Source organism: Paenibacillus sp. 32O-W (assembly GCF_007679495.1).
GTDB lineage: Bacteria > Bacillota > Bacilli > Paenibacillales > NBRC-103111 > Paenibacillus_L > Paenibacillus_L residui.
In genome coordinates, this window is the sequence record NZ_VEGP01000006.1 from 90,943 (window position 1) to 111,066 (window position 20,124).

At 50.0% G+C, this 20,124-nt stretch carries 21 protein-coding genes and 1 other annotated feature; of the genes, 3 read left to right on the top strand and 18 right to left on the bottom strand.

What is annotated here, in order from left to right; genetic code table 11:
- Positions 1–50: 50 nt before the first annotated feature.
- The 7 genes from FS806_RS04090 to FS806_RS04115 form a co-directional block, all read right to left on the bottom strand.
- Positions 51–695 (bottom strand): flagellar brake protein, encoded by a 645-nt coding sequence (locus FS806_RS04090; protein ID WP_186328192.1) that lies wholly within the window; start codon positions 693–695, stop codon positions 51–53.
- 136 nt (positions 696–831) lie between these two features.
- Positions 832–2,187, bottom strand: a complete 1,356-nt coding sequence (ypeB, locus tag FS806_RS04095; RefSeq protein ID WP_144933339.1) for a germination protein YpeB — start codon at positions 2,185–2,187, stop codon at positions 832–834.
- A 153-nt stretch (positions 2,188–2,340) separates the two neighbouring features.
- Positions 2,341–2,499 carry a hypothetical protein gene (locus tag FS806_RS25620; protein ID WP_186328193.1) on the bottom strand — a complete coding sequence of 53 codons (159 nt, stop codon included), beginning with the start codon at positions 2,497–2,499 and terminating at the stop codon, positions 2,341–2,343.
- 53 nt (positions 2,500–2,552) lie between these two features.
- Complete coding sequence (prsW, locus tag FS806_RS04100; protein ID WP_144933340.1) at positions 2,553–3,254, bottom strand: glutamic-type intramembrane protease PrsW; 702 nt, start codon at positions 3,252–3,254, stop codon at positions 2,553–2,555.
- On the bottom strand, positions 3,255–4,505 hold the full coding sequence (locus tag FS806_RS04105) for a Glu/Leu/Phe/Val family dehydrogenase (RefSeq protein WP_144933341.1): 1,251 nt from the start codon (positions 4,503–4,505) through the stop codon (positions 3,255–3,257). It abuts the gene before it with no gap.
- Positions 4,506–4,853: 348 nt separating this feature from the next.
- On the bottom strand, positions 4,854–5,462 hold the full coding sequence (locus FS806_RS04110; RefSeq protein WP_144933342.1) for a genetic competence negative regulator: 609 nt from the start codon (positions 5,460–5,462) through the stop codon (positions 4,854–4,856).
- 965 nt (positions 5,463–6,427) lie between these two features.
- Complete coding sequence (locus FS806_RS04115) at positions 6,428–6,793, bottom strand: hypothetical protein (RefSeq protein ID WP_144933343.1); 366 nt, start codon at positions 6,791–6,793, stop codon at positions 6,428–6,430.
- Between the two features lie 196 nt (positions 6,794–6,989).
- Here FS806_RS04115 and FS806_RS04120 point away from each other — a divergent pair, with 196 nt between their 5' ends.
- Positions 6,990–7,805, top strand: a complete 816-nt coding sequence (locus FS806_RS04120) for a polysaccharide deacetylase family protein (RefSeq protein WP_144933344.1) — start codon at positions 6,990–6,992, stop codon at positions 7,803–7,805.
- A gap of 47 nt (positions 7,806–7,852) precedes the next feature.
- Here the strand turns inward: FS806_RS04120 and FS806_RS04125 are convergent, their stop codons facing one another.
- Positions 7,853–8,458 (bottom strand): CPBP family intramembrane glutamic endopeptidase, encoded by a 606-nt coding sequence (locus FS806_RS04125; protein ID WP_144933345.1) that lies wholly within the window; start codon positions 8,456–8,458, stop codon positions 7,853–7,855.
- Positions 8,459–8,482: 24 nt separating this feature from the next.
- Positions 8,483–8,806 (bottom strand): rhodanese-like domain-containing protein, encoded by a 324-nt coding sequence (locus tag FS806_RS04130; protein ID WP_144933346.1) that lies wholly within the window; start codon positions 8,804–8,806, stop codon positions 8,483–8,485.
- A gap of 184 nt (positions 8,807–8,990) precedes the next feature.
- On the opposite strand from FS806_RS04130, the gene FS806_RS04135 reads away from it, so the two are divergent.
- Both FS806_RS04135 and serA read left to right on the top strand, forming a co-directional pair.
- Positions 8,991–9,479, top strand: a complete 489-nt coding sequence (locus FS806_RS04135; RefSeq protein WP_144933347.1) for an inorganic diphosphatase — start codon at positions 8,991–8,993, stop codon at positions 9,477–9,479.
- 99 nt (positions 9,480–9,578) lie between these two features.
- Positions 9,579–9,847, top strand: a binding site (T-box leader).
- Between the two features lie 100 nt (positions 9,848–9,947).
- A complete protein-coding gene (gene serA, locus FS806_RS04140) occupies positions 9,948–11,534 on the top strand; it encodes a phosphoglycerate dehydrogenase (RefSeq protein ID WP_144933348.1) in 1,587 nt (528 codons plus the stop codon).
- Between the two features lie 100 nt (positions 11,535–11,634).
- On the opposite strand, the gene FS806_RS04145 is transcribed toward serA, so the two are convergent.
- Genes FS806_RS04145 through FS806_RS04185 form a run of 9 tightly spaced genes read right to left on the bottom strand, consistent with a single transcriptional unit; the run spans position 11,635 to position 20,120 of the window.
- The gene (locus tag FS806_RS04145) at positions 11,635–13,455 is read right to left on the bottom strand and encodes an ATP-binding protein (RefSeq protein ID WP_144933349.1); all 1,821 of its coding nucleotides are present in this window, start codon (positions 13,453–13,455) and stop codon (positions 11,635–11,637) included.
- Complete coding sequence (locus FS806_RS04150) at positions 13,455–14,171, bottom strand: response regulator transcription factor (protein WP_144933350.1); 717 nt, start codon at positions 14,169–14,171, stop codon at positions 13,455–13,457. The genes FS806_RS04145 and FS806_RS04150 overlap by 1 nt, the downstream gene beginning before the upstream one ends.
- Positions 14,172–14,231: 60 nt before the next feature.
- Positions 14,232–15,506 carry a cytochrome c biogenesis protein CcsA gene (gene ccsA / locus FS806_RS04155; RefSeq protein ID WP_313960560.1) on the bottom strand — a complete coding sequence of 425 codons (1,275 nt, stop codon included), beginning with the start codon at positions 15,504–15,506 and terminating at the stop codon, positions 14,232–14,234.
- A complete protein-coding gene (gene resB / locus FS806_RS04160) occupies positions 15,503–17,185 on the bottom strand; it encodes a cytochrome c biogenesis protein ResB (RefSeq protein ID WP_144933351.1) in 1,683 nt (560 codons plus the stop codon). The genes ccsA and resB overlap by 4 nt, the downstream gene beginning before the upstream one ends.
- 32 nt (positions 17,186–17,217) lie before the next feature.
- Positions 17,218–17,760, bottom strand: a complete 543-nt coding sequence (locus tag FS806_RS04165) for a redoxin domain-containing protein (protein ID WP_260981969.1) — start codon at positions 17,758–17,760, stop codon at positions 17,218–17,220.
- Positions 17,761–17,811: 51 nt separating this feature from the next.
- Complete coding sequence (locus FS806_RS04170; protein ID WP_144933352.1) at positions 17,812–18,558, bottom strand: pseudouridine synthase; 747 nt, start codon at positions 18,556–18,558, stop codon at positions 17,812–17,814.
- Positions 18,559–18,577: 19 nt separating this feature from the next.
- Positions 18,578–18,925 (bottom strand): N-acetylmuramoyl-L-alanine amidase, encoded by a 348-nt coding sequence (locus FS806_RS04175; protein WP_144933353.1) that lies wholly within the window; start codon positions 18,923–18,925, stop codon positions 18,578–18,580.
- 56 nt (positions 18,926–18,981) lie between these two features.
- Positions 18,982–19,515, bottom strand: coding sequence for a spore maturation protein (locus FS806_RS04180; RefSeq protein WP_144933354.1), 534 nt, complete (start codon positions 19,513–19,515; stop codon positions 18,982–18,984).
- Positions 19,516–19,529: 14 nt separating this feature from the next.
- Positions 19,530–20,120 (bottom strand): nucleoside recognition domain-containing protein, encoded by a 591-nt coding sequence (locus tag FS806_RS04185; protein ID WP_144933355.1) that lies wholly within the window; start codon positions 20,118–20,120, stop codon positions 19,530–19,532.
- Positions 20,121–20,124 lie beyond the last annotated feature (4 nt).

Below are 20,124 nucleotides of genomic sequence, written 5' to 3' on the forward strand. Positions count from 1 at the left end.
CTGCCAACGCTCAAGATTATACCATAATCAAAGTCATCATTGCAAAAACATCACCTTTTACGGATATCGATCTGCTTTTTGAAGCAATATCGGATGATGCTCTGTCGATCCCGTTCGGCGATTTCCGCAAACTGTACTATAATGATTGGTTTTCCGTTCTCTGACTCTGCTCGCCGCACCATATGGCCTGCAAACCGGACTTCTTCCATTGACTGAGGCAGCTTAAGCCGACCCTCCACTAATCCTCCTTGGGAATAGGACAGTTCACCCGGACAACGGAAGGAAACTCCTCCACCGCTTATATCTTCCGTGATGGCACGAACCGCAGGCCGCCCTTGTACCTCCATAATCAACTCCAGCTGAGCGGGGACGCGAAGGAAGCTGCGCCGCTGAATTTTGCTCACTGTACCCGGTTCGGGTTTCTTCAATCTAATTAAGTCTATGTTATCTTTGCGGTAACCGAGGACGCGGGATGGAAAATAATATTTCATTCCTCCTTCGGCAATAAATACGATTTCCAATTCATCTCCTATATGTAGACGCTTTAAACGGCCGGTTGTTTCGTGAATAGGAATTTGGATATCCAGAGCATCGTCCGAAACATCGGCTATACGCGATTTATATTCTTGTCCGGTTCCATCCTCGCCACAGGACAGAATGTATAACGAAATAACTTGATTGATATCTGGAAGCAAGTCCTCCACCTCCTAATAGGTATTAATACCTAGTTCTATTATACCATTTTGTTCTTGACAAAAAAGCCCTTTACAAGCAAAAAAAAGAAGAAGCCCTGGAACTCAAGGACTCCTTCCCAATATTTACCGCCGGTTTTTATTGAGCTGCTACAACATCTTGCTGGCGCAGGGGCTCCACTTTTTCCTCAACACCGCTGTTTGCATTTATAAATATTTTATAGTTTGAGCCGTTAACTTTTCCAGTAAATTCATAGCTGAGCGTTTCCTGATCCATATCGTTGCGAATGAGACATAAACGGGTTCCCGTCACCTCAAATTGCGTATTTAACGATTTGCGTGCTTCTTCCTCGGTTAAGGATGGCTTCCCGATCTCCCTGTCCTTGTGCTCGAGAACATAATCGGCGGCATGCAGTCCAAGTACTTCCCCGTTGTCCAGGGCCACTTCAACAACCATCTTCTCGGGATACACCACTACGTCGTTAATCCGGTTGGCAAAGGTAAGACTCGCTACATTGGCATATTCGTCTACAGACACCGGAGCCATCGTAGAAAAGCCGTGATGATCCAGAAACTCCAATGCCGAATCGCGGGCCGCCCGAAGGTCTATCGTCTTCTCCGTAACTTCTCTCGGTGCCATATACCAGATCAACTGGCCGCCCTTCTTCGTGTAATCCAGATGAACTTCCCGGTCGGTACCCGGCTTCACGCCGGACACGGAGAAGGTGTTCGCCTCGGTGCCGGCTCCATTCTCATTAACCTGCAGGCTTCCGTCATCCTGAACTCCAAGAAATTGTACGGCCCGTTGCTTCACCTCTTCCGCTGTCACTTCGTCTCCCGATAAAGCGGAGAACGACTTGTCCTGGTTAACGGTAGCCATCGTCGGTCCCCAATCCACTTCCGGATATTGGCTTACCTTCTGGTCCACCAATTGAAAACCGTCCACAATGACGTTGTCCAGCTTCTGCCCTTGCGAAGCTACCGCCACCTCTACATCCATCCAGCGCAGATTGTTGGCGATAATCTGATCCTGGACGCCTCGCAGCTCGTCTCTGATCTCTTTGGCCCTTTCATATAGGGTAAACAAAGCCTTCGATTCTTCCTCATTCAGAGGCTGCTTGGATAGATCTCTTACAGCAGTACGGTACGAAAATTTGGAGATATTGTCCAGAAAAAGAGCCGTTTTATTGAAGGGCAGCAGTGTTAAAGGAAGCTGGCTGATTTCATTCTGCGCCTGACTGGTAATTCTCCAGACATTGACAAGCCCTTTCCGGTACATATCGTGGGATCCGGAATTCACTGCGAGCGTATTGCCAAGCTCGGTATGCAGTTTATCCATGTGAGCGGTCAGGTCATGGAACGCTCTCTGGTATTGATTCTCCGCCTTGATTAATACCGTATTCTTCTCCCGGTTCTCCTGGTAGCCCCACACCCCCGTTCCGATTAGAGCAATGAGTAGTATCGGGAACATTACAGCGCTCAATCGCTTATACATACTTATATTCTCTCCTTTTAAATCAGCATTAGATGCACATAGCTTTCGTTAAAAGGAAAGGCTTTATTCATGCCCGGAGGGATAGATTAATCGCCCTACCCACAGGCTATGGAAGGTCAAAACAACAAAACAGAGGCTTCACAGCCTCTGTTCTCAGTCGTAATCCAGTATGTCGATATCAAAATCTCTTTCATTATCGCACAAACAACGTTTGAACCCGGTTTCGATCCGTCCCTTCTCCCGGTTTCCCTTCAGCACGAACCGCTCACCGCACGCTTTGCAGCGGATGCTTACTTTGACACGTGGATGCAAGCCTCATCCATCCTTCCCGAAAGGTATTCAACTAATTCTGATATCCGTCATTATTAGCTGAATGTGGACATTTTAACCTCTTCCTGCGGATGAAGGTGCCGACGGGAGGATCTGTCATTCGCTTTGCGCACCTTGCGCAAGCTTCTTACCCACAAAAATACCATAAACACAGCGATCAAAAACATCCAGTTGGTTCTCAGCAGCAGGATGTAATCGAATAACCCGTGATACAATATAGGGATACATATGGCAAATAGTAGAAAGCGTTTCTCTCGCTGTTGGGAAAACTTCGCTCTGCCCAGATGATATCCCATGGATACTCCGAACAGAGCATGACCCGAAACGGGGAGCAAAGCCCGAAGGAGCAAATCCGAGAATGTGACAAAATTCAACAGCGCGTAAAAAACATTCTCCACCGTCGCAAAACCTGCCGATACGGCAACGGAATATACAATTCCATCGTAAGGCTCATCGAAAAACGCATGCTTGTATAGAACGAAGTAAAGCACGAACCATTTAAAAAACTCTTCAACTCCGGCAGAATATACGAAGGAATATAATACAGGACTCTCTCCCAATCCAAGGACAAGCGCCCGCTGCAGCACCATGGTCGGAAACACGAGCAGCGCCCCGAACAAAAACATTCTGGCCACCATGTGCACAGGCTCGGGATCATACCGGTCCTTAAGATAAAAGTAAACTAGGAGTGCCATTCCTGGCGCAATCGCAGCCGTCAGAAGCGACAGCCAGAGCATTTAGACCCAGCCCCGGAATTTCGCCGCTTCCGCCATTTTTCTTGCTCCTACCATATAAGCGGCCAATCTCATATCTACTCCGCGTGTCTGATGCAATTGATAAACGTTCTCGAAGCCTTGAATCATAACCTCATGAAGCTTCTTGTAAACCTCTTCCTCCGTCCAGTAATAGCCCTGATTGTTCTGGACCCACTCGAAATAAGATACGACTACGCCTCCGGCACTGGCCAGAACGTCAGGAACAAGAAGTATTCCCCGTTCCGTCAATATTTTGGTCGCCTCGAGCGTTGTCGGTCCGTTGGCGGCCTCAACGACAATTCCCGCTTTGATCAGATGGGCGTTCTCATGAGTAATCTGATTCTCGATCGCGGCAGGAACAAGTATATCGCAAGGCTGTTCGAGAAGCTCTTTATTCGAAATCGTGTTGCTGAATAATTTGGTGACTGTCCCGAAGGAATCTCTTCGATCGAGCAAATATTCTATATCCAGGCCCTTCTCGTCATAGAGCGCGCCATATACGTCTGAAATACCGAGCACTTTGGCTCCCGCTTCGTGCATCATCTTAGCCAGGTAGCTTCCCGCATTGCCGAATCCTTGGATAATGATCCGGGCATCCTTCACATCTATTCCCCGCTTCTTGAGCGCCTGATCGATCATGATGGTAACCCCTTTGGCCGTCGCCGTTTCCCTTCCCTGCGAGCCACCAAGCACAATCGGCTTTCCGGTAATGAATCCCGGAGCGTCAAATTCGCGAATCCGGCTGTATTCATCCAGCATCCAAGCCATGATCTGGGAGTTCGTCATCACATCGGGCGCCGGAATATCCTTGGTCGGTCCGACCAATTGGCTGATGGCTCTGACATAGCCGCGGCTCAGCCTCTCCAATTCGCCGAACGACATCTCTCTCGGGTCACAGATGATACCACCCTTACCCCCGCCGTACGGCAAGTTAACAATGCCGCACTTCAGACTCATCCAGATGGACAGAGCCTTCACTTCGTCCTCGGTCACGTCGGGATGAAAGCGAACTCCTCCTTTAGTGGGGCCTACGGCATCGTTATGCTGCGCCCGGTATCCGGTAAAGACTTTAATCTTGCCGTCATCCATCCGGACGGGAATGCGGACGGTAAGCATACGTAACGGTTCTTTGAGAAGCTCGAACATTTCCTCCGAATAACCCAGTTTGGTCAGTGCCTCTTTCACTACTACTTGAGTCGAATGCAACACATTTAAATTTTCTGTTCCTCCCATGGATTCCACTCCGTTCAAAGAATGATCGTGCTAAGCCGCCCCGCGGCCAATCACCGTCGTCTCTATCCAGCAGTCGCTGTTACTAGCATACCACCAAGCCTCAGGATGTTTCCACAAAATCAACCGGATTTCGACATTTTTTCAGGCTTGTCCACACAGGATGACGGGTCGTGTATAGGATTTGGAATGATGAACGCCCGCCGGTATCTGCCTGGTCCACGAGGATAATAAAGTTCTATATGGATCGAAGCCAAGTCTGGTTATACAGCGCTAAGCCCCGGGATTCCTGACGCAGCAAAAAGCATCCGTCAAAAACAGAAGTTTTTGAAGATGCCTGAAATATTTATGTCACTTGAAATGAGTACACAAAACTTGAATGGCGTCCTGCCGGATGACTGCTTTCCCGTATTCCTCCAATACAGCCGGAGTTACCGAAGCTGCGTCCCCATATTCCGACAAAACAGCAATAATCGCCTGGTAATTACTGTCTTTTTCATCCATTCCTGCAGGATCAAGCTGAAGAATCCATTTATTCTGGTAAGAGTAAAGCGTACCGCCGTCCTTAACGAGCGGGTTAATCACCTTCGCCATTCTGAGCAGCTCTTCAAAGTCATGGAAGACGTAGGAGATCGTATCGCTTTGCTCCAGTGTTACCTCCATCTCATAGATATCTTCCTCTTCATCCAAGAGAGAGTCCTGGGAATCGGAGCCGTTCATCTTCCCTCTCGTAACGATGACCACCATTCCTTGGGCAGGCAGTGCGAACACTTCTACAGCAAGGGGACCTGTCGCGTCGAACCCGAGTTCCGAATAAGCCTGCTCCATCATTTCGCTGAACAGTTCATGAACCTTGGGAATTTCTCGCCACATATCTTCCTTCTGAATACCGCGTTCGGTCAAATCGTCAAAGGTTAGGAAAATTCTTATTTTATCCGAACTTAACCGCTCAATCTTCATATAGGACCCCCCTTCTACTTTCACATCTGTCGTTTGGAACCCTAATAACAGATTATGAAAAATATGATTAATTGTGCTTTGGATTGTATAAAAGTTTATAGCACTATTATTATAGCATGTTCTTCTTCTTTATGGCCAATTTGTTGCAAAAAGATTGAGGGATAATAGTTTATTTCGGCAGCGTATTCCTTTCTTTGGTTTTACAATTGGGAGCCTAATAAATGATCTATAAAAAAAGCTCCTGACGGAGCCCTGAGGGAAAACCAGACGTCACATCCGGGTCGGTAAAGACATCGCAAAGACGAGCAAAACGGCGAAAATACATTAAAATTGTGCCTTTTTCCAAAAAGAAGGCGAAAGACGCTCAAATGTCAGGTCTTTTTCACAAAATGGAGCCATTTCGCAAAAATCGCTCCAAAGACGTGCATTATTGCTCTAGAATCAGGTATGTAGCAACTTTTCTCCAAAAAGATGTGCATTATCGCTTTAGAATAGGGCACTCCTTATACTTTCTAAAATGGCAAGGATAAACGGCTTTCGCCGTCCTTAGGACGGGGGCGCGTTTACCGATGAAATAAATATAGACTTTCTAATGTGGTAAAAAAACCTAGCGGGACAACTGAGGCTGTCGATTCATTATGGGAAAGGCGTTCAACTGATGTTGTACTAGTGAAGAGCCCAACAGCGGGACGGAACTGGAAGACCTTATTTCGTCAACATAGACGGTTTTTTTACGCTAACGGAAACAGTTGCGCTTATTGCTTGGAATTCCCCTGCTTTTGCGAGCATTTCTTGGGAATAAGGTCATCTGGTTCCGTTAAAATGACCGAAAGGCCCTTCTGAAGCGATTAAGGTCTCCAGGTTCCGTTATAACCAAACCATGCAGGGTACTCACATGATCTTAGTTGTACACCATTGATAGACAGCCTCCAACTTACCGCTAGGCTTGTGCTTATGAAGTCAGATTAAGAGCGAATAGGGCTGAATTCCGACTTTTGGTTCTGATTATGCTCCAATATTTCCTGCACCGTCGCTGTAAGCTCGGGATCCTTGCTAACAATTTCCTCAACGTCCTTGAGCTGATACTTGGACGTTAGCGTATGATCAGCGATGCTGCCGGCAGTCTTGGCTTCAGGCTGCTTTGGTTCGCTCGAAGCTCCGGTCTGGCTGGTTGCTGAAGCAAATCCGAAAACTTTGGAATTGGACATCATCTTCTGAGCTGAACCGGCAGCTTGGACAAGTCCGGACCAAACTTTATCGCGGTTGCGGCTGACATAGATGGCTGCCGCTGCTCCTGCAATTCCACCCATTAAAAAAGTGGCCATGCGCATTGATTTCGCCTCCCTAATAGTTACTTGATTCCGGTTCACAATTTATTGTTTGCCTGCTATATCAAACTTATCGCCGTGAAAAACAGGAAACCTCCGCCGGGCTGGGATTTCATGCCGATCTTAGTTACAATAGGGTAATCCGGTTTATTTTTACGCAGTTTAATTACGATTTTAATTAATCATGGGAGAGATATTTATGAAAAAGACTTGGATAGTTCTTACTCTGGGGACGGTTCTCCTCACGGCTTGCTCCGCTCCTTCCGCCGCGAACGGGCCGTCTGCTTCACCTGCGGATCCGATACCGTCCGCTACGCCGGTTCCGTCTCCGGAGCCGCCGGCAGATCCGACACCTGAGCCCGTTCCGGAGGCTCCTGCCATTGCCTATCGGATGAAAGACAATTACGCCCTGACTCCTTTAGATCCCGATGGAAACAAGAAGATGGTGCTGCTGACTTTTGACGATGGCCCGAAGGATAAGGAAATGATTGAATCCATGCTGGACACCCTCGACAAGCATGAGGCCAAAGCGATTTTTTTCGTCAATGGCTATCGGATTAAACAGAACCCCGAGCTGCTCCAGTTGATCCACGATCGGGGGCAAATCATTGGGAATCATTCTTGGGACCATATTGATTTGAAAAACGAAAGCAAGGAAACGATTGATCAGCAAATTGAAGACGTTCAGAAGATTGTCGCCGAGATGGTCGGCAGTGCGCCGAAGTTTTTCCGCCCTCCGTTCGGTTCGGCGAACGACTACGTGAAGGAGAAGGTGAAGGAAGAAGGAGCGCTCTTCATGACCTGGTCCAACGGCTCCCTGGACTGGGACGCATCGGCCAAGAACAAGCCGGAGGTCGTTATTCAAAATGTTCTGGACCAGCTTCATCCGGGAAGCAATATTCTCATGCATGAGCTCCCATGGACCGTTGAGGCGCTGGACACCTTGCTGGACAAACTCGAAGAGGAAGGCTACGGATTCATTGATCCCCGCACAATAGAAACGGATAGCCCTTGAGAGGCTATCCGCTGCCTGATGGCGGATTGCGGCGGAAGACAAGTCCGTTACGCCGCATCCTTCTTAAATCTTATTATACAGCCCATCACCAGATCGATTAGGAAATGGGCGATGATCGGGGTCCACAGCGTCCCGGTATGGATGAAGATCCAGCCCAGGCCGTAGCTGATGCAAAACACGAGGCCCGTCATCAGCCAATGCTGAAGATAGCGGACATGGATAGCCGCAAAGAGTATGCTGGTCCAATAAGGGCCCATCCAATGCTGCAGAGCCCCTCTAAACAGCAGCTCCTCACAAACCGCCACTATGAAGCACAAAATTAGAATATGCCATAGGGGCCTCCTGCCAAACATCTTCTCATTAATCCCGCCATCATCCGTCACTTCCTCCGGCACCCAGCGGGAAATCAGCATATCCGCCGCCAGGACAACCAACGCGAACCCCGCTCCCCAAAGGACGGCCTGAATAGGATCCGTAATACTCAGCAGGGACGACAACCCGTTGTTCTTCTGAAACAGGATAAGAATAAGAGCCAGCAGCAGGCACGCTAACTGAGTGAAATATAAATTTAGCAGAATCACCCGGTCATCCAGCCTGCTGATATCGACCTGCCCTACCTTCCATTTCTTAAATTTTAGCTTCCACTTTTTCATAGAATCCCTTTCGCGCTGTAACAGCTAGTCGTAAATAAAACCGCGGAGACCGGAAACTGCCGCCATCCCCCCAATTACATTAACGACATTCTCCAATCCGTTCTGCAGCAGGTAGCGGACGACCATCTCGCTTCTGACACCATGGGCGCATACAATATAAATCAGATTATCGGATGGAAGCTCCTTCATTCTTTCGGGAATACTATTCATTGGGATGTGTACCGCTTCCTCCAGGTGATAATAATCCCATTCCTCCTGCTCCCTGACATCGACAATAAGATCTGCAGCCAATTCCCCCGCCTTTAGCTTGCGGTCGAAATCTTCCGGTGTTATATTATGGTGAATCATGCGGATCTTCCTTTCTGCCAATGAGCTTTATGAAGCTTATTTGAAGGATAACGAAAAAAAAAGACGAATTCAAGCGGACAATGATTGCTTTTGCCGAGCAGCTTACTATAAAATAATAAACGGTAAGTTTCGGTAAAAGCCTTACATTCCAGTAGGAATGGTTAGAGTTTAAGGAGGAAAGAACATGTCAAATTTAGTCGTAGATGCTTTCATTGAAATTCCAACAGGAAGTCAGAACAAGTACGAGTACGATGAAGACAAGGGAGCCTTCATTCTGGACCGGGTGCTGTATTCTCCAATGCATTATCCGGCCGAATACGGTTATTTGAAGAACACACTGGCGCTGGACGGGGACCCGCTGGACATTCTCGTTCTGACTTCATTCCCGACGTTCCCCGGATGCGTAATCGAAGCCCGCGTGATCGGCGTCCTCATTATGACGGATGATAAAGGACCGGATGAGAAACTGTTAGGCGTTCCCGTGAACGATCCGCGCTTTGACGGCGTAAATTCGTTGGAGGATATCCCTCAGCACAAGCTTAAGGAAATCGCCCATTTCTTCGAGGTTTATAAAGATTTGGAAAATAAGAAGACCGTTATCGAAGGCTGGAAGGATGCCGCTTTCGCCGCCAATCTGTACCAGGAATGCCTGGATAGACACAGCGGGAAGTAAAGCGGAAGCCGGCCGGGAACAAGTTGACACAAAATTGTCTTTAATTAGTTGTTGACCTTTGCGGACTTGCATGGTACATTATGAAAAAATCAATAACGCAACATAACAGTGATGGAACCAAGCGTAAGGAAGCCTTCAGAGAGCCGATGGTCGGTGTGAATCGGCGGTGATAATTATGCGGAGCATTCCGGAGTTGCTGCGCTGAACAACGAGCGGATGAGAAGGATCCTATCCCCCATCATGCTTCGAAGTAGGTGCGGTCGGCAGAAGCCGTTATCTTCAAGGCCAGCGAATGGCCGCTGAGGCTGTCATGCGCAAGCATACAGCGAATAAGGGTGGCAACACGAAAGTTAACTCTCGTCCCTTCTGTACGGAATCCGTATAGAGGAGATGGGAGTTTTTTAATTTAAATACACGGCTGCTCCCAACCGCCGGGTATCTTACTGACTTAGAGGAGGACAATCAACCATGTACAAAGTGTTAGTTTCTGATCCAATCAGTGATTTGGGCATACGCCAGCTAAGTGAGGCTGACGATGTTATCGTAGACAAGAAGACGGGGCTTTCCGAGGATGAGCTGACAGCCATTATTGGCGAATACGATGCACTTCTCGTCCGCAGCCAGACCAAGGTTACCGCTAAAATCATGCAGGCGGCCGCCCGCTTGAAAGTGATCGGACGCGCAGGCGTCGGTGTGGATAATATCGATCTGGAAGCTGCCACCCAACGGGGCATTGTCGTAGTTAACGCTCCTGACGGTAACACCATTGCCACTTGCGAGCTTACATTCGCCATGCTCATGGCGGTTGCGCGGCAAATTCCGCAAGCCTATAAGAAGACCGTCTCCGGCGAATGGGACCGCAAATCGTTCGTAGGCGTCGAGCTGAGGAACAAAGTGCTCGGAGTTATCGGTATGGGCCGAATCGGCAGCGAGGTGGCCAAAAGAGCCAAAGTATTCGGAATGGAGATTGTAGGCTACGATCCGTTCCTTACCCAGGAGCGCGCCGACAAGCTCGGAGTCAAATTGGCCACGGTGGACGAAATTGCCTCGCAGGCTGATTTTATTACCGTCCATACTCCGCTGACGAATGAAACCCGCAACTTGATCGACCGTCCGCAATTCCAGCTTATGAAAAAGGGAGTGCGCATCGTGAACTGCGCACGCGGCGGAATTATTAACGAGCAGGCGCTGGTGGAAGCTATCGAGGAAGGTATCGTAGCGGGAGCGGGCTTTGACGTATTTGTAGAAGAACCGCCGGCTCCGGACCATCCGCTGTTGAACCATCCGAAAATCGTAGTCACCCCCCATCTGGGTGCTTCCACGGTGGAAGCCCAGGAGAACGTCGCTATCGATGTTTCGGAGGAGGTGCTGCATATTCTGCGCAACGAGCCGTTCAAGAACGCGGTGAATATGCCTCCTGTTCCACCGATCGTGCTGAACAAGCTGCAGCCGTACTTCGCGCTGAGCGAGAAGCTGGGCCGTTTCCTGGGTCAAATGACGGAAGGCCCCGCCCAGGAAATCACGGTAGGCTTCACCGGCGAGCTGGCCGACCTGGATACGACCCATCTCAACCGTTACATTGTCAAAGGCCTCCTCTCCAATCACCTGGGCGGAGATGTCAACATCGTCAATGCGATGCATATGGCCAAGCTGAGAGACATCAAAATTGTCGTAAAGAAATCGTCAGCTTCCGAAAGCTTCACTAATCTGATTACCGTAACCTTGAAGACGGATAAAGAAACCCGGACACTGGCGGGAACCGTTCTTGAAGGCTATGGCGAGAGAATTGTGAAGATTGACAAGTATACGGTGGATGCATCTCCGGAAGGCGCCATGCTTCTTATCTCGCATAATGACAAGCCGGGGATGGTCGGCCGGGTCGGAACGCTGCTCGGCATGAACGATGTCAACATCGCATCCATGCAAGTGGGACGGAAGGAAGCGGGCGGCTCCGCAATCATGGTTCTGGCCATTGACAAGCACGCTTCGGCGGAAGTCGTCAACGAATTAAGCAAACTGCCGGAAATTATGAAAGTAAAGCAAATCATTTTGTAAAACGGCACTGTTTGTTTCACGTACAACAAGATTAGTCTCGTTTTTTCAACAAAATCAGGCCTCTTCCACGAATGGAAGAGGCCTGATTTCGATTAATGGCTTACGATTCCGTCGGAAGCAGGATGGAAAAAGTCGTTCCCTGTCCAACGGTGCTTGTCGCGGAAATCGTTCCGCGATGCGCGTCGACAATGTTCTTGACGATGGCAAGCCCGAGACCGGTGCCGCCCGCCGCTCCTCTGGTCCTTGCCTTATCGGCTTTGTAGAACCGCTCGAAAATATAAGGCAGCGCGTCCGGCGGGATACCCTCGCCTTCATCCTCGATCTGGATCCTTACAGCCGAGGCTTTCATATATTCCGCTTTATCGCAGCGTAGAGTAATGGTTGAGCCTTCCGAGCTGTGGCGAATGGCATTATCCAGCAAGTTCGTCAGAACTTGCTCCAGCCGGTCTTCATCCGCACTGCGGAGCACCAAGTCATGACAGCGCAGGTCGGTTTCGAGCCGAATTCCCTGATCTTTGGAAAGCACAAGAAACTTGCGCTGCACACGCTGGATCAGTTCCATAATGTTAACCTCGCGGAGGTTCATCTCCATGTGGCCGTTTTCCATCCGCGCCAAGTCCAGCAAATCTTTAACAAGTCGCCCCATCCGCAAGGATTCATCATGAATTACCTGAGCGAGCTCCTTGCGTTCCTCCGGCGATGCCGCAATGTCATCCACCAGAGCCTCACTGTACCCTTGCAGCATGGACAACGGAGTTCTCAGCTCATGGGACACATTGGCTACGAAATCCGTTCTCAGCTTCTCCAGACGGGTTTCTTCGGTAACGTCACGGATCACCGCAACTACTCCCCGCACCTGCTCCTCCGAATACAGCGGAGCCATGACGACGGACCAGACACCGTTCTTGACATGGAGCCTGGAGCTGATGCCTTTCGTCTCTTTCACCACTTCATTAAACAGCTGGCGCAGAGGGTCCGGAATATGCCCTTTATAAGGGGCCATAGCATCTTCTTCCTGCTCGTCCCAATCCAGCCCGTTCCAATCCTCCATCATCATCTCGCCATGCGGATTGATAAATATGATATTTCCTTCCGGATCAAAGGAAATCACCGCGTCTTCCATACTGTGAAGAACGCTGGCCAGATTTTGCTTCTCATGGTTCAAATCCTTGATCGTCCCCTGAAGCCGGTCGGCCATCAGATTGAACGTTTGGGTCAGCTCGCCGATTTCATCGTTGGAGACGGGAGGAACTCTTTTGTCATACTGGCCGTAGGTGATGGAGTCGGCCGCTTTCTTCAGCTCGGTCAACGGCTTGGTTATCCGGGTAATAAGGAAGAAGGCGAAGAAGGTCGTCAGCAGAAAGCCCATTAAAGAAACGAGGGCAAACAGCCGCTTGACATATACTTGAGTATCCTCGACCGACTGCATGGATTGATAAACGATCATGACCGAGTACGGCTCGGCCTGCCCTTCGATATACAAGGGCATCGCCACATATACATATCCTCCATGCCATGGGTTCATCGAGACCGAAAATCGCTTGCGAATCGTTTCGCCCGCAAATGCTGCCTCCAGTTCTTCGGGCTTCAGCACTTCCTTGAGCTTGATCATTTTGTCGCCCGCCATGAACAGCGGCTCGTCCATGCTGATCGCCCCCCGTTCCAGAAGCTTCATCCCGGAATCCTGGGTTTCGAGCAATTCGGACAAGGCCTCGAAATAAGGGTTGTCGTTATGGTGGGCAGACGCTTCGGACGCGATCTTATTAGCAAGCCTCAACAGGTTCTCCTCTTGATTGCTTACATTCGGAAAGCTGGTATCGATGTAACGAAATAAGAAGAATCCGAGAATAAGAAGAACGACGGCCACCAGTCCGATAATCGTCATCCAAAGCTTGCCTACCACGCTCTTAATGATGAACACTATTTAGGCACCTCAAGCTTGTAACCGACGCCCCACACGGTAGTAATCATGGAAGCCGCCTCGGGGGAGACTTTGTTCAGCTTCTCCCGCAATCTCTTCACATGGGTGTCCACCGTCCGCAGGTCACCGAAAAATTCATAGTTCCAGACATCCTTCAGCAGCTCCTCACGGGAGAATACTTTATCCGGGGAGATAGCCAGGTAGTGCAGCAATTCATATTCTTTCGGAGTCAGTGTCACTTCCTGTCCTCCTGCCGTCACCCGGTGGGCATCATGCTCGATCACCAGATGGGGAAAGACGATATTATTGCTCGAGTTGGCATCCTTGGACAAGTAAGCCGTTGCGGACGAGCGTCGCAGTATCGCTTTCACCCGGTAGATAACTTCCCGCGGGCTGAAAGGCTTGACTACATAATCGTCCGTTCCTACCTCGAAGCCCTGCACCCGGTTGGCCTCCTCCCCTTTGGCTGTCAGCATGATGACTGGGGTCGATTTCACCTGCCGGAGTCTGGCGCATACCTCAATTCCGTCAATTCCGGGAAGCATCAAGTCAAGCAGGATCAGATCATAATCGTGATCCACCGCCTTCTGCAAAGCGATCTCCCCGTTCTCCGCTTCATCAATCTCGTAACCTTCCTTCTCCAGATACATTCTCAGGAGACGGCGAATGCGTTCTTCGTCATCGACCACCAAGATGGTTGTATTCGTTTCTGACATCGGTTGTCACTCCTTCCAGCATGTTCCTCGGCCGTAATGTCGGCCATTCGCTCCCATATATTATACACCGGCATACGAATGAAGTCCCGCAATGATCAGGTTAACCCCGACAAGCGTAAAGACAACCACTATAAAGCCAAGGACGGCGAGCCAGGACGAAGGCTTGCCCTGCCAGCCTTTGGATAAGCGCAAATGCAAGTAAGCGGCATAGAACAGCCAGGTGATGAGCGCCCAGACTTCCTTGGGATCCCAGCCCCAGAAGCGGCCCCAGGCCTCATGCGCCCAGATCATGGCGAAGATCAGCGCCCCCAGCGTAAAGACGGGATACCCGATAGCGACCGCCCGGTAACCGATCTCGTCCAAATCATCCGGATCGAGCCCCTGCAAAGACGGGGCGATCTTCGCTCCGAGCGGCTTGCGCAGAATCAGTCGCAGCAGTCCGTACAGAATTAATCCGCTAATGAAAGACCAGATGACCGTATTGAATTTGCGCCCCGCATCCTTGCCGTTCATCCAGGAAGGTGTGGAGAACAGCGGCTGCTTCATCCCGAGGAAGGGCTTCATCTCTACCGTCTCCATGCCGTGAGGCTTCACGATCGGAGGCAGGACATATACTTCCTTCTGGGTAGTCACCTGCTCTTTACCGGCAGCATCTACGGTCGTTACCTGCTTCTGAAACTCGGCTTTATAACCGGCTGCGTTAAAACCGAACGTGGCTCCGACGAAAGCAATGATCATGATAAGTGAGAAGATAGTGAATTCTACCCCTCTTCTCTCCCAGCGACCAATCTTCGTCTCCGACTTGAAATCGACCGTTCTCAGCAGGTGCATCAAGCCTCCCGCGAAAGCTACCGCGAAGAAGGCGTCCCCCAAAGCGGCCATGGTAACATGAATAGCCAGCCAATAGCTTTGCAGTGCCGGGATCAGCGGTTGAATTTCCCGCGGGAAGATGGAAGCATAGGCCATAATGACGATTGCTACCGGAATGGTGAATACTCCGATAACCGGCTTCTTGTAAATTAAATAAACGATTACAAAAGCAATGATAATCATCATCGCCAGACAAGTCATAAACTCGTACATGTTACTCGTCGGGATATGCCCTCCGGCATACCAGCGGGTGAAGAAAAACAGCAAATGCATGACCAATCCGGCAACTGTAACAATAAATCCCCGTTTGCCCCACCGGCGGGAATTTTCCTCAGGAGTGCGCCCGCTCCATCTTCTGCCTGTCAACCCCATGACGAACAGCAGGAAAGCAACAGTATACAGAATGAACGCGATCAAGAGATAATTGCCGCTATAGGAGCTGATGTTGTCTAAAAGTTGGCTCACGATTTTCTCCCTCCATAAGTATCTAACGATTTCGCGTCGACGGTCACACCGACCTTGCCTAACGCTTGGGCCACTTCATTGCGAAGACCGATCCAGTTCTTGTTCGTATGAGCGCCCAGGTTAAGCTCCCTGCCGTCAATTCGAAGCCATATCCGGCGGTGCTGCCAGTAGAAGTTCATGATGAGCCCAATCATGGATATGGCGGACGCCACCCAAATATAAGGCATGGCTTTATCGACACGAACGTTTAAATAACTGGTAAACTCGGCAATCTCGACATTTTCCATAGAGCCTGCGGAAATCTCTATTTTCTCGGCGATCGCACCGTTAATGTCATCCTGACGGAACGTTTCCTTATCTATCTGGCGAGGGAAATAGATGAATACCTCGCCATCGGGCGCCAAGTCGGGACCGGTAATCGTAAAGATGAAAGCCGGCTGATTGGGATTGGGCGACAGGGAAATCGGCGTCCCTTTGTCATCCAGTCCGAAATCCGGATAATATCCTTTCACCTGCAGGTGGTAAGGACCGGCTTCATAACTTGTCTCCGGCTCCAGCATCGACAATTCGAAGGGGCCGTACGATTCCCCCGTCTTTTTGTTCGTGATCGACGGCCTTACCGACAGTAAGGTAGGCGTCTGGGCGAAATCGAACTGATACATCAGCAAGTCCTTGTATTCCAGCGGCTTATTCACTACAATATCCTGGCGGTGCACTTCCTTCAATTCCGGTTTTGCAAATGGATCATCGTCGCAATTAGCGGTACATTCATACAGAATTCCTTTCGTTTCAAACTTCTTGTAAACGTTAATATCCTTCTCCCGGAACTTTTCCGTCATTTCTTCCTGGTCATAAAAATCGACGGTAAATTTCTCGTTCTTAAAATAATATGGCGTATCCGGAATCCGGACCGTCTGCCCCTCGAGAAAACCCATGTACTTGTCCATATGCCAGCCCGGAATCCCTCTCATAAGAACGGCAAGCAGGAAAATAATGAGGCCGATATGCAAAATGTAAGGACCCCAGCGGCTAAATCTGTATTTCTCCGCCATAAGGGCTGAACCGTCCGTATGGACCCGGTACCTCTTCTTGCGCAGCTGTGCAGCCATCTCGTCTACCCAAGCGGCCGCCGCCGTTTCATCTTCGGATGAAATGGGCAGTTCCGCAGAATAAGAAACCTTCTGCCGTTTGATAAAAATAAGGTGCTTGCGGATTTTCTGCTTGCTGAGCGCTCTGTACAGCGGAAGAACGCGGTCCAGACTGCAGACTACAAGCGAAGTCCCTATCATAAACAGCAAGGTGATAAACCACCAGGATTCATAAGTATGGGACAAGCCCAGCAAATAATAAATATGGCCGAGAGTGCCGTAGTTTTCTTTGTAATAGGTCGAAGGATCAAAATTGATAAATGTACTTTCCTGAGGGTATATCGTTCCGAGAATCGACAGCAAAAGAGTAATAATAATCAGATAGACTGCTATCTTCACGGAAGAGAAGAAATTCCAGATCCGGTCAATCCAGGACGGATTGGTCTTCTGCGACCTTCGCGCGACCCCGTCGTATCTCATCTCCAACGGCGCGTTGCCCGCGTCATCCATTAAAGGCTTCCCGCAAGATTCACAAAGTACGGTCCCCACATGATTCTGGTGACCGCACTCGCATTTCGTATTTTCAATCACCTGTTGCCACCTCCCGAAGCCAATGCTGATCTTTATTGCCGAGTATATAGCTTGGAGACGCTGTGTTCAATGAAAGGCTCGTCCATCATCCCGACCTTGATCTGATCGATCGTTCCGTCCGGCTTAACAAACACGGTGGACGGATACTGGGTGATTCCGTATTGTTTTCTCACCTTCTCATCGCTGTCGAGCAGGATCGGAAAGGTCACCTTGGCCTGATTGACGAAATTCTGCGCCTTGAGCTTGCTCTCTCCGGCGTTAACCCCTAGGACGATAACATCGGATGAAGCCCATTTCTCGTATTGCTTCTGCAGATCGGGCATTTCTTCGCGGCAGGGCTCACAGTAGGTCGCCCAGAAGTTAATCACGATGGCCTTTCCTTTCCAGTCCGCAAGACTCCGTTCATTTCCCTCCAGATCCATAAGCTTGAACTGGGGGGCGGGGCCTCCGGGTTCAGCCTTCAGCCCGCTGTCATTCACAGCAGAATATACGGTCCATCCGCCAAGAACAATAATGGAGCTCAGGATGATCATCTGCATCCATCTTCTATATTTTCCCAAACCGATCACCTTCATCCCGCAATAGCTAAACTCCCCCCTAATTATATCTAAAATGAAGGGAGCAGCTTATTTGCTATTTTGAACATTGTGTGACCGTAAAGCCGCGGCTTTCAACGCTTCCACCTCATGTTTGTCCAGATGGCGGTATTTCCCCCTGGGCAGTCCCGCAAGCAGTATCGGGCCGAATTGAATTCTCTTCAATTTGAGCACAGGAAAATGAACCGCCTCGAACATTCTTCGCACCTGGCGGTTCCTGCCTTCATAGATCGTTATTTGAATAACCGTCTGATTCTTCTCCGGATCTATATCATGATATTCGACTTCTGCGGGCGCCGTAGGGCCATCATCCAGCTCTACCCCCTGCTGCAGCTGCTCCAGAACCGTTCCGTGCGGGACCCCCTTCACCGTAGCCAGATACGTACGCGGCAGGTGATATTTAGGGTGCGTCAATAAATTCGCGAATTCGCCGTCGTTGGTGAGCAGCAGCAAGCCTTCCGTATCGTAATCCAATCTTCCGACCGGATAAACCCGTTCCTTGATGCCTTTAAGGAAGTCCGTGACCACCTTTCGCCCCTCGGGGTCCTTAACACTCGTTATGACTCCTCTCGGCTTGTTAAATAGCAGATACATTTTCTTCTGAAGGCGGATGGCTCGTCCGTCCACTTTGATCTCATCCTGCTCAGGATCGACCTTCACGCCCAGATGGGTCACTACGGCATCGTTAACCTCTACCCTTCCGGCGGTAATATATTCTTCACATTTTCTTCTCGAAGCTACACCCGCTTGGGCGAGCACTTTCTGCAATCTTTCCATATATGCCTTCACCTCAAAACTAATGATAACCATCCTGAAGTGAAATCACAAGGGAGTCCCAGGGAAAGTACGTTCCCGGGCAATGCAGGTGATGCCCATATAGCTGTCTGGAGGAAAATTCGAATTGTTCGTACAAACGAAGAATAAGGCGCTGGATGACAAATAACTGTTCCTGCACCTGCGGAGTCTGTCCGGAAGATTCGATATGGGAAAAGTCTCCTTCCAGACAAAGATGAATGTAATGGGGATCTGTCGGGGTGAAAGAAGGAATGATATCTCCTTCCGATGTAACCAGAAAATCATAGCCTTTGCCGTTAATGGAGGAGCAAGCCGAATGATGAATGATGATGCCGGAATACGGCCGCATGCCGTTCACCTCTCGATGTAAGAATGCTTTAGTATATGAGAACGGCATGGATTGGGTCACCCGAATACGAGATAGCAGACCAAGATGGAAGCAATAAAGCCCACCGCATCGGATATAAGGCCTACCTTGAGAGCGTAACCCGCTTTGCGGATGCCTACGGCACCGAAATAAACCGTCAGCACGTACAGCGTCGTATCCGTACTTCCTTGAATAGTCGAGGCGATACGTCCGATCAGCGAATCGGGCCCGAACTGCCCCATTAAATCAGCGGTGTATGCGAGCGAGCCGGAGCCGGTTAAGGGGCGCAGAATGGCCAAGGGCAGAACTTCGCCGGGCACCCCGATATAATCGAGGGCCGGGCGGATCAGCCCGATCATCATATCCATGGCTCCCGATGCGCGGAACACCGAAATCGCAACCATCATCCCGACCAGCTGCGGAATGATCGACACCGCTGTCTGGAAGCCGTCCTTCGCCCCTTCAACGAACGACTCATAGACGGGCACCTTTCGGTATGCGGCAAATAGCGGAATAAACGCAATGATTACCGGGATCGACCAAGCTGAAATCAGGGTGAGGATGGAATACAAGACGGCTCATCCTTTCAAGACGAATTAATGCTGCTGCGGCTTCTGTACCAGCGGTCGACGATAATTGCCGCGGCTGTAGCAATGGCGGTAGACAGCAGCGTCGTGCCGACAATCTCCGCCGGATTGGCGGATTGATAATTGAGGCGGATCGCGATCAACGTAGTCGGAATGAGAGTGATGCTGGCCGTGTTGATAGCGAGCAGGGTGGCCATTGCCGGGCTGGGAGAGTCCTTGTCCGGATTAAGCTTCTGCAGCTCCTGCATCGCTTTGATGCCCATGGGAGTCGCCGCATTCCCCAGCCCGAGCAAATTGGCGCTCATATTGGACATAATGTAGCCGAGGGCGGGGTGATTGTCCGGCACACTGGGAAACAAAAAGCGGACGACCGGCCTCAGCATGCGCGACAGTATCTTCAACAGGCCGGCATCTTCGGCAATCCTCATCATCCCCAGCCAAAAGACCAGAATGCTGATTAAGCCGAAGCAGATCGTCACCCCGGATTTGGCGCCGTCAAAGACGGCTTGGGTAACCGTCTCTATTCGGCCGTTGATGGCTGCGACAATAAATCCGGCAAGGATAAAAAAGAGCCAAATCCAATTAACCATCGTC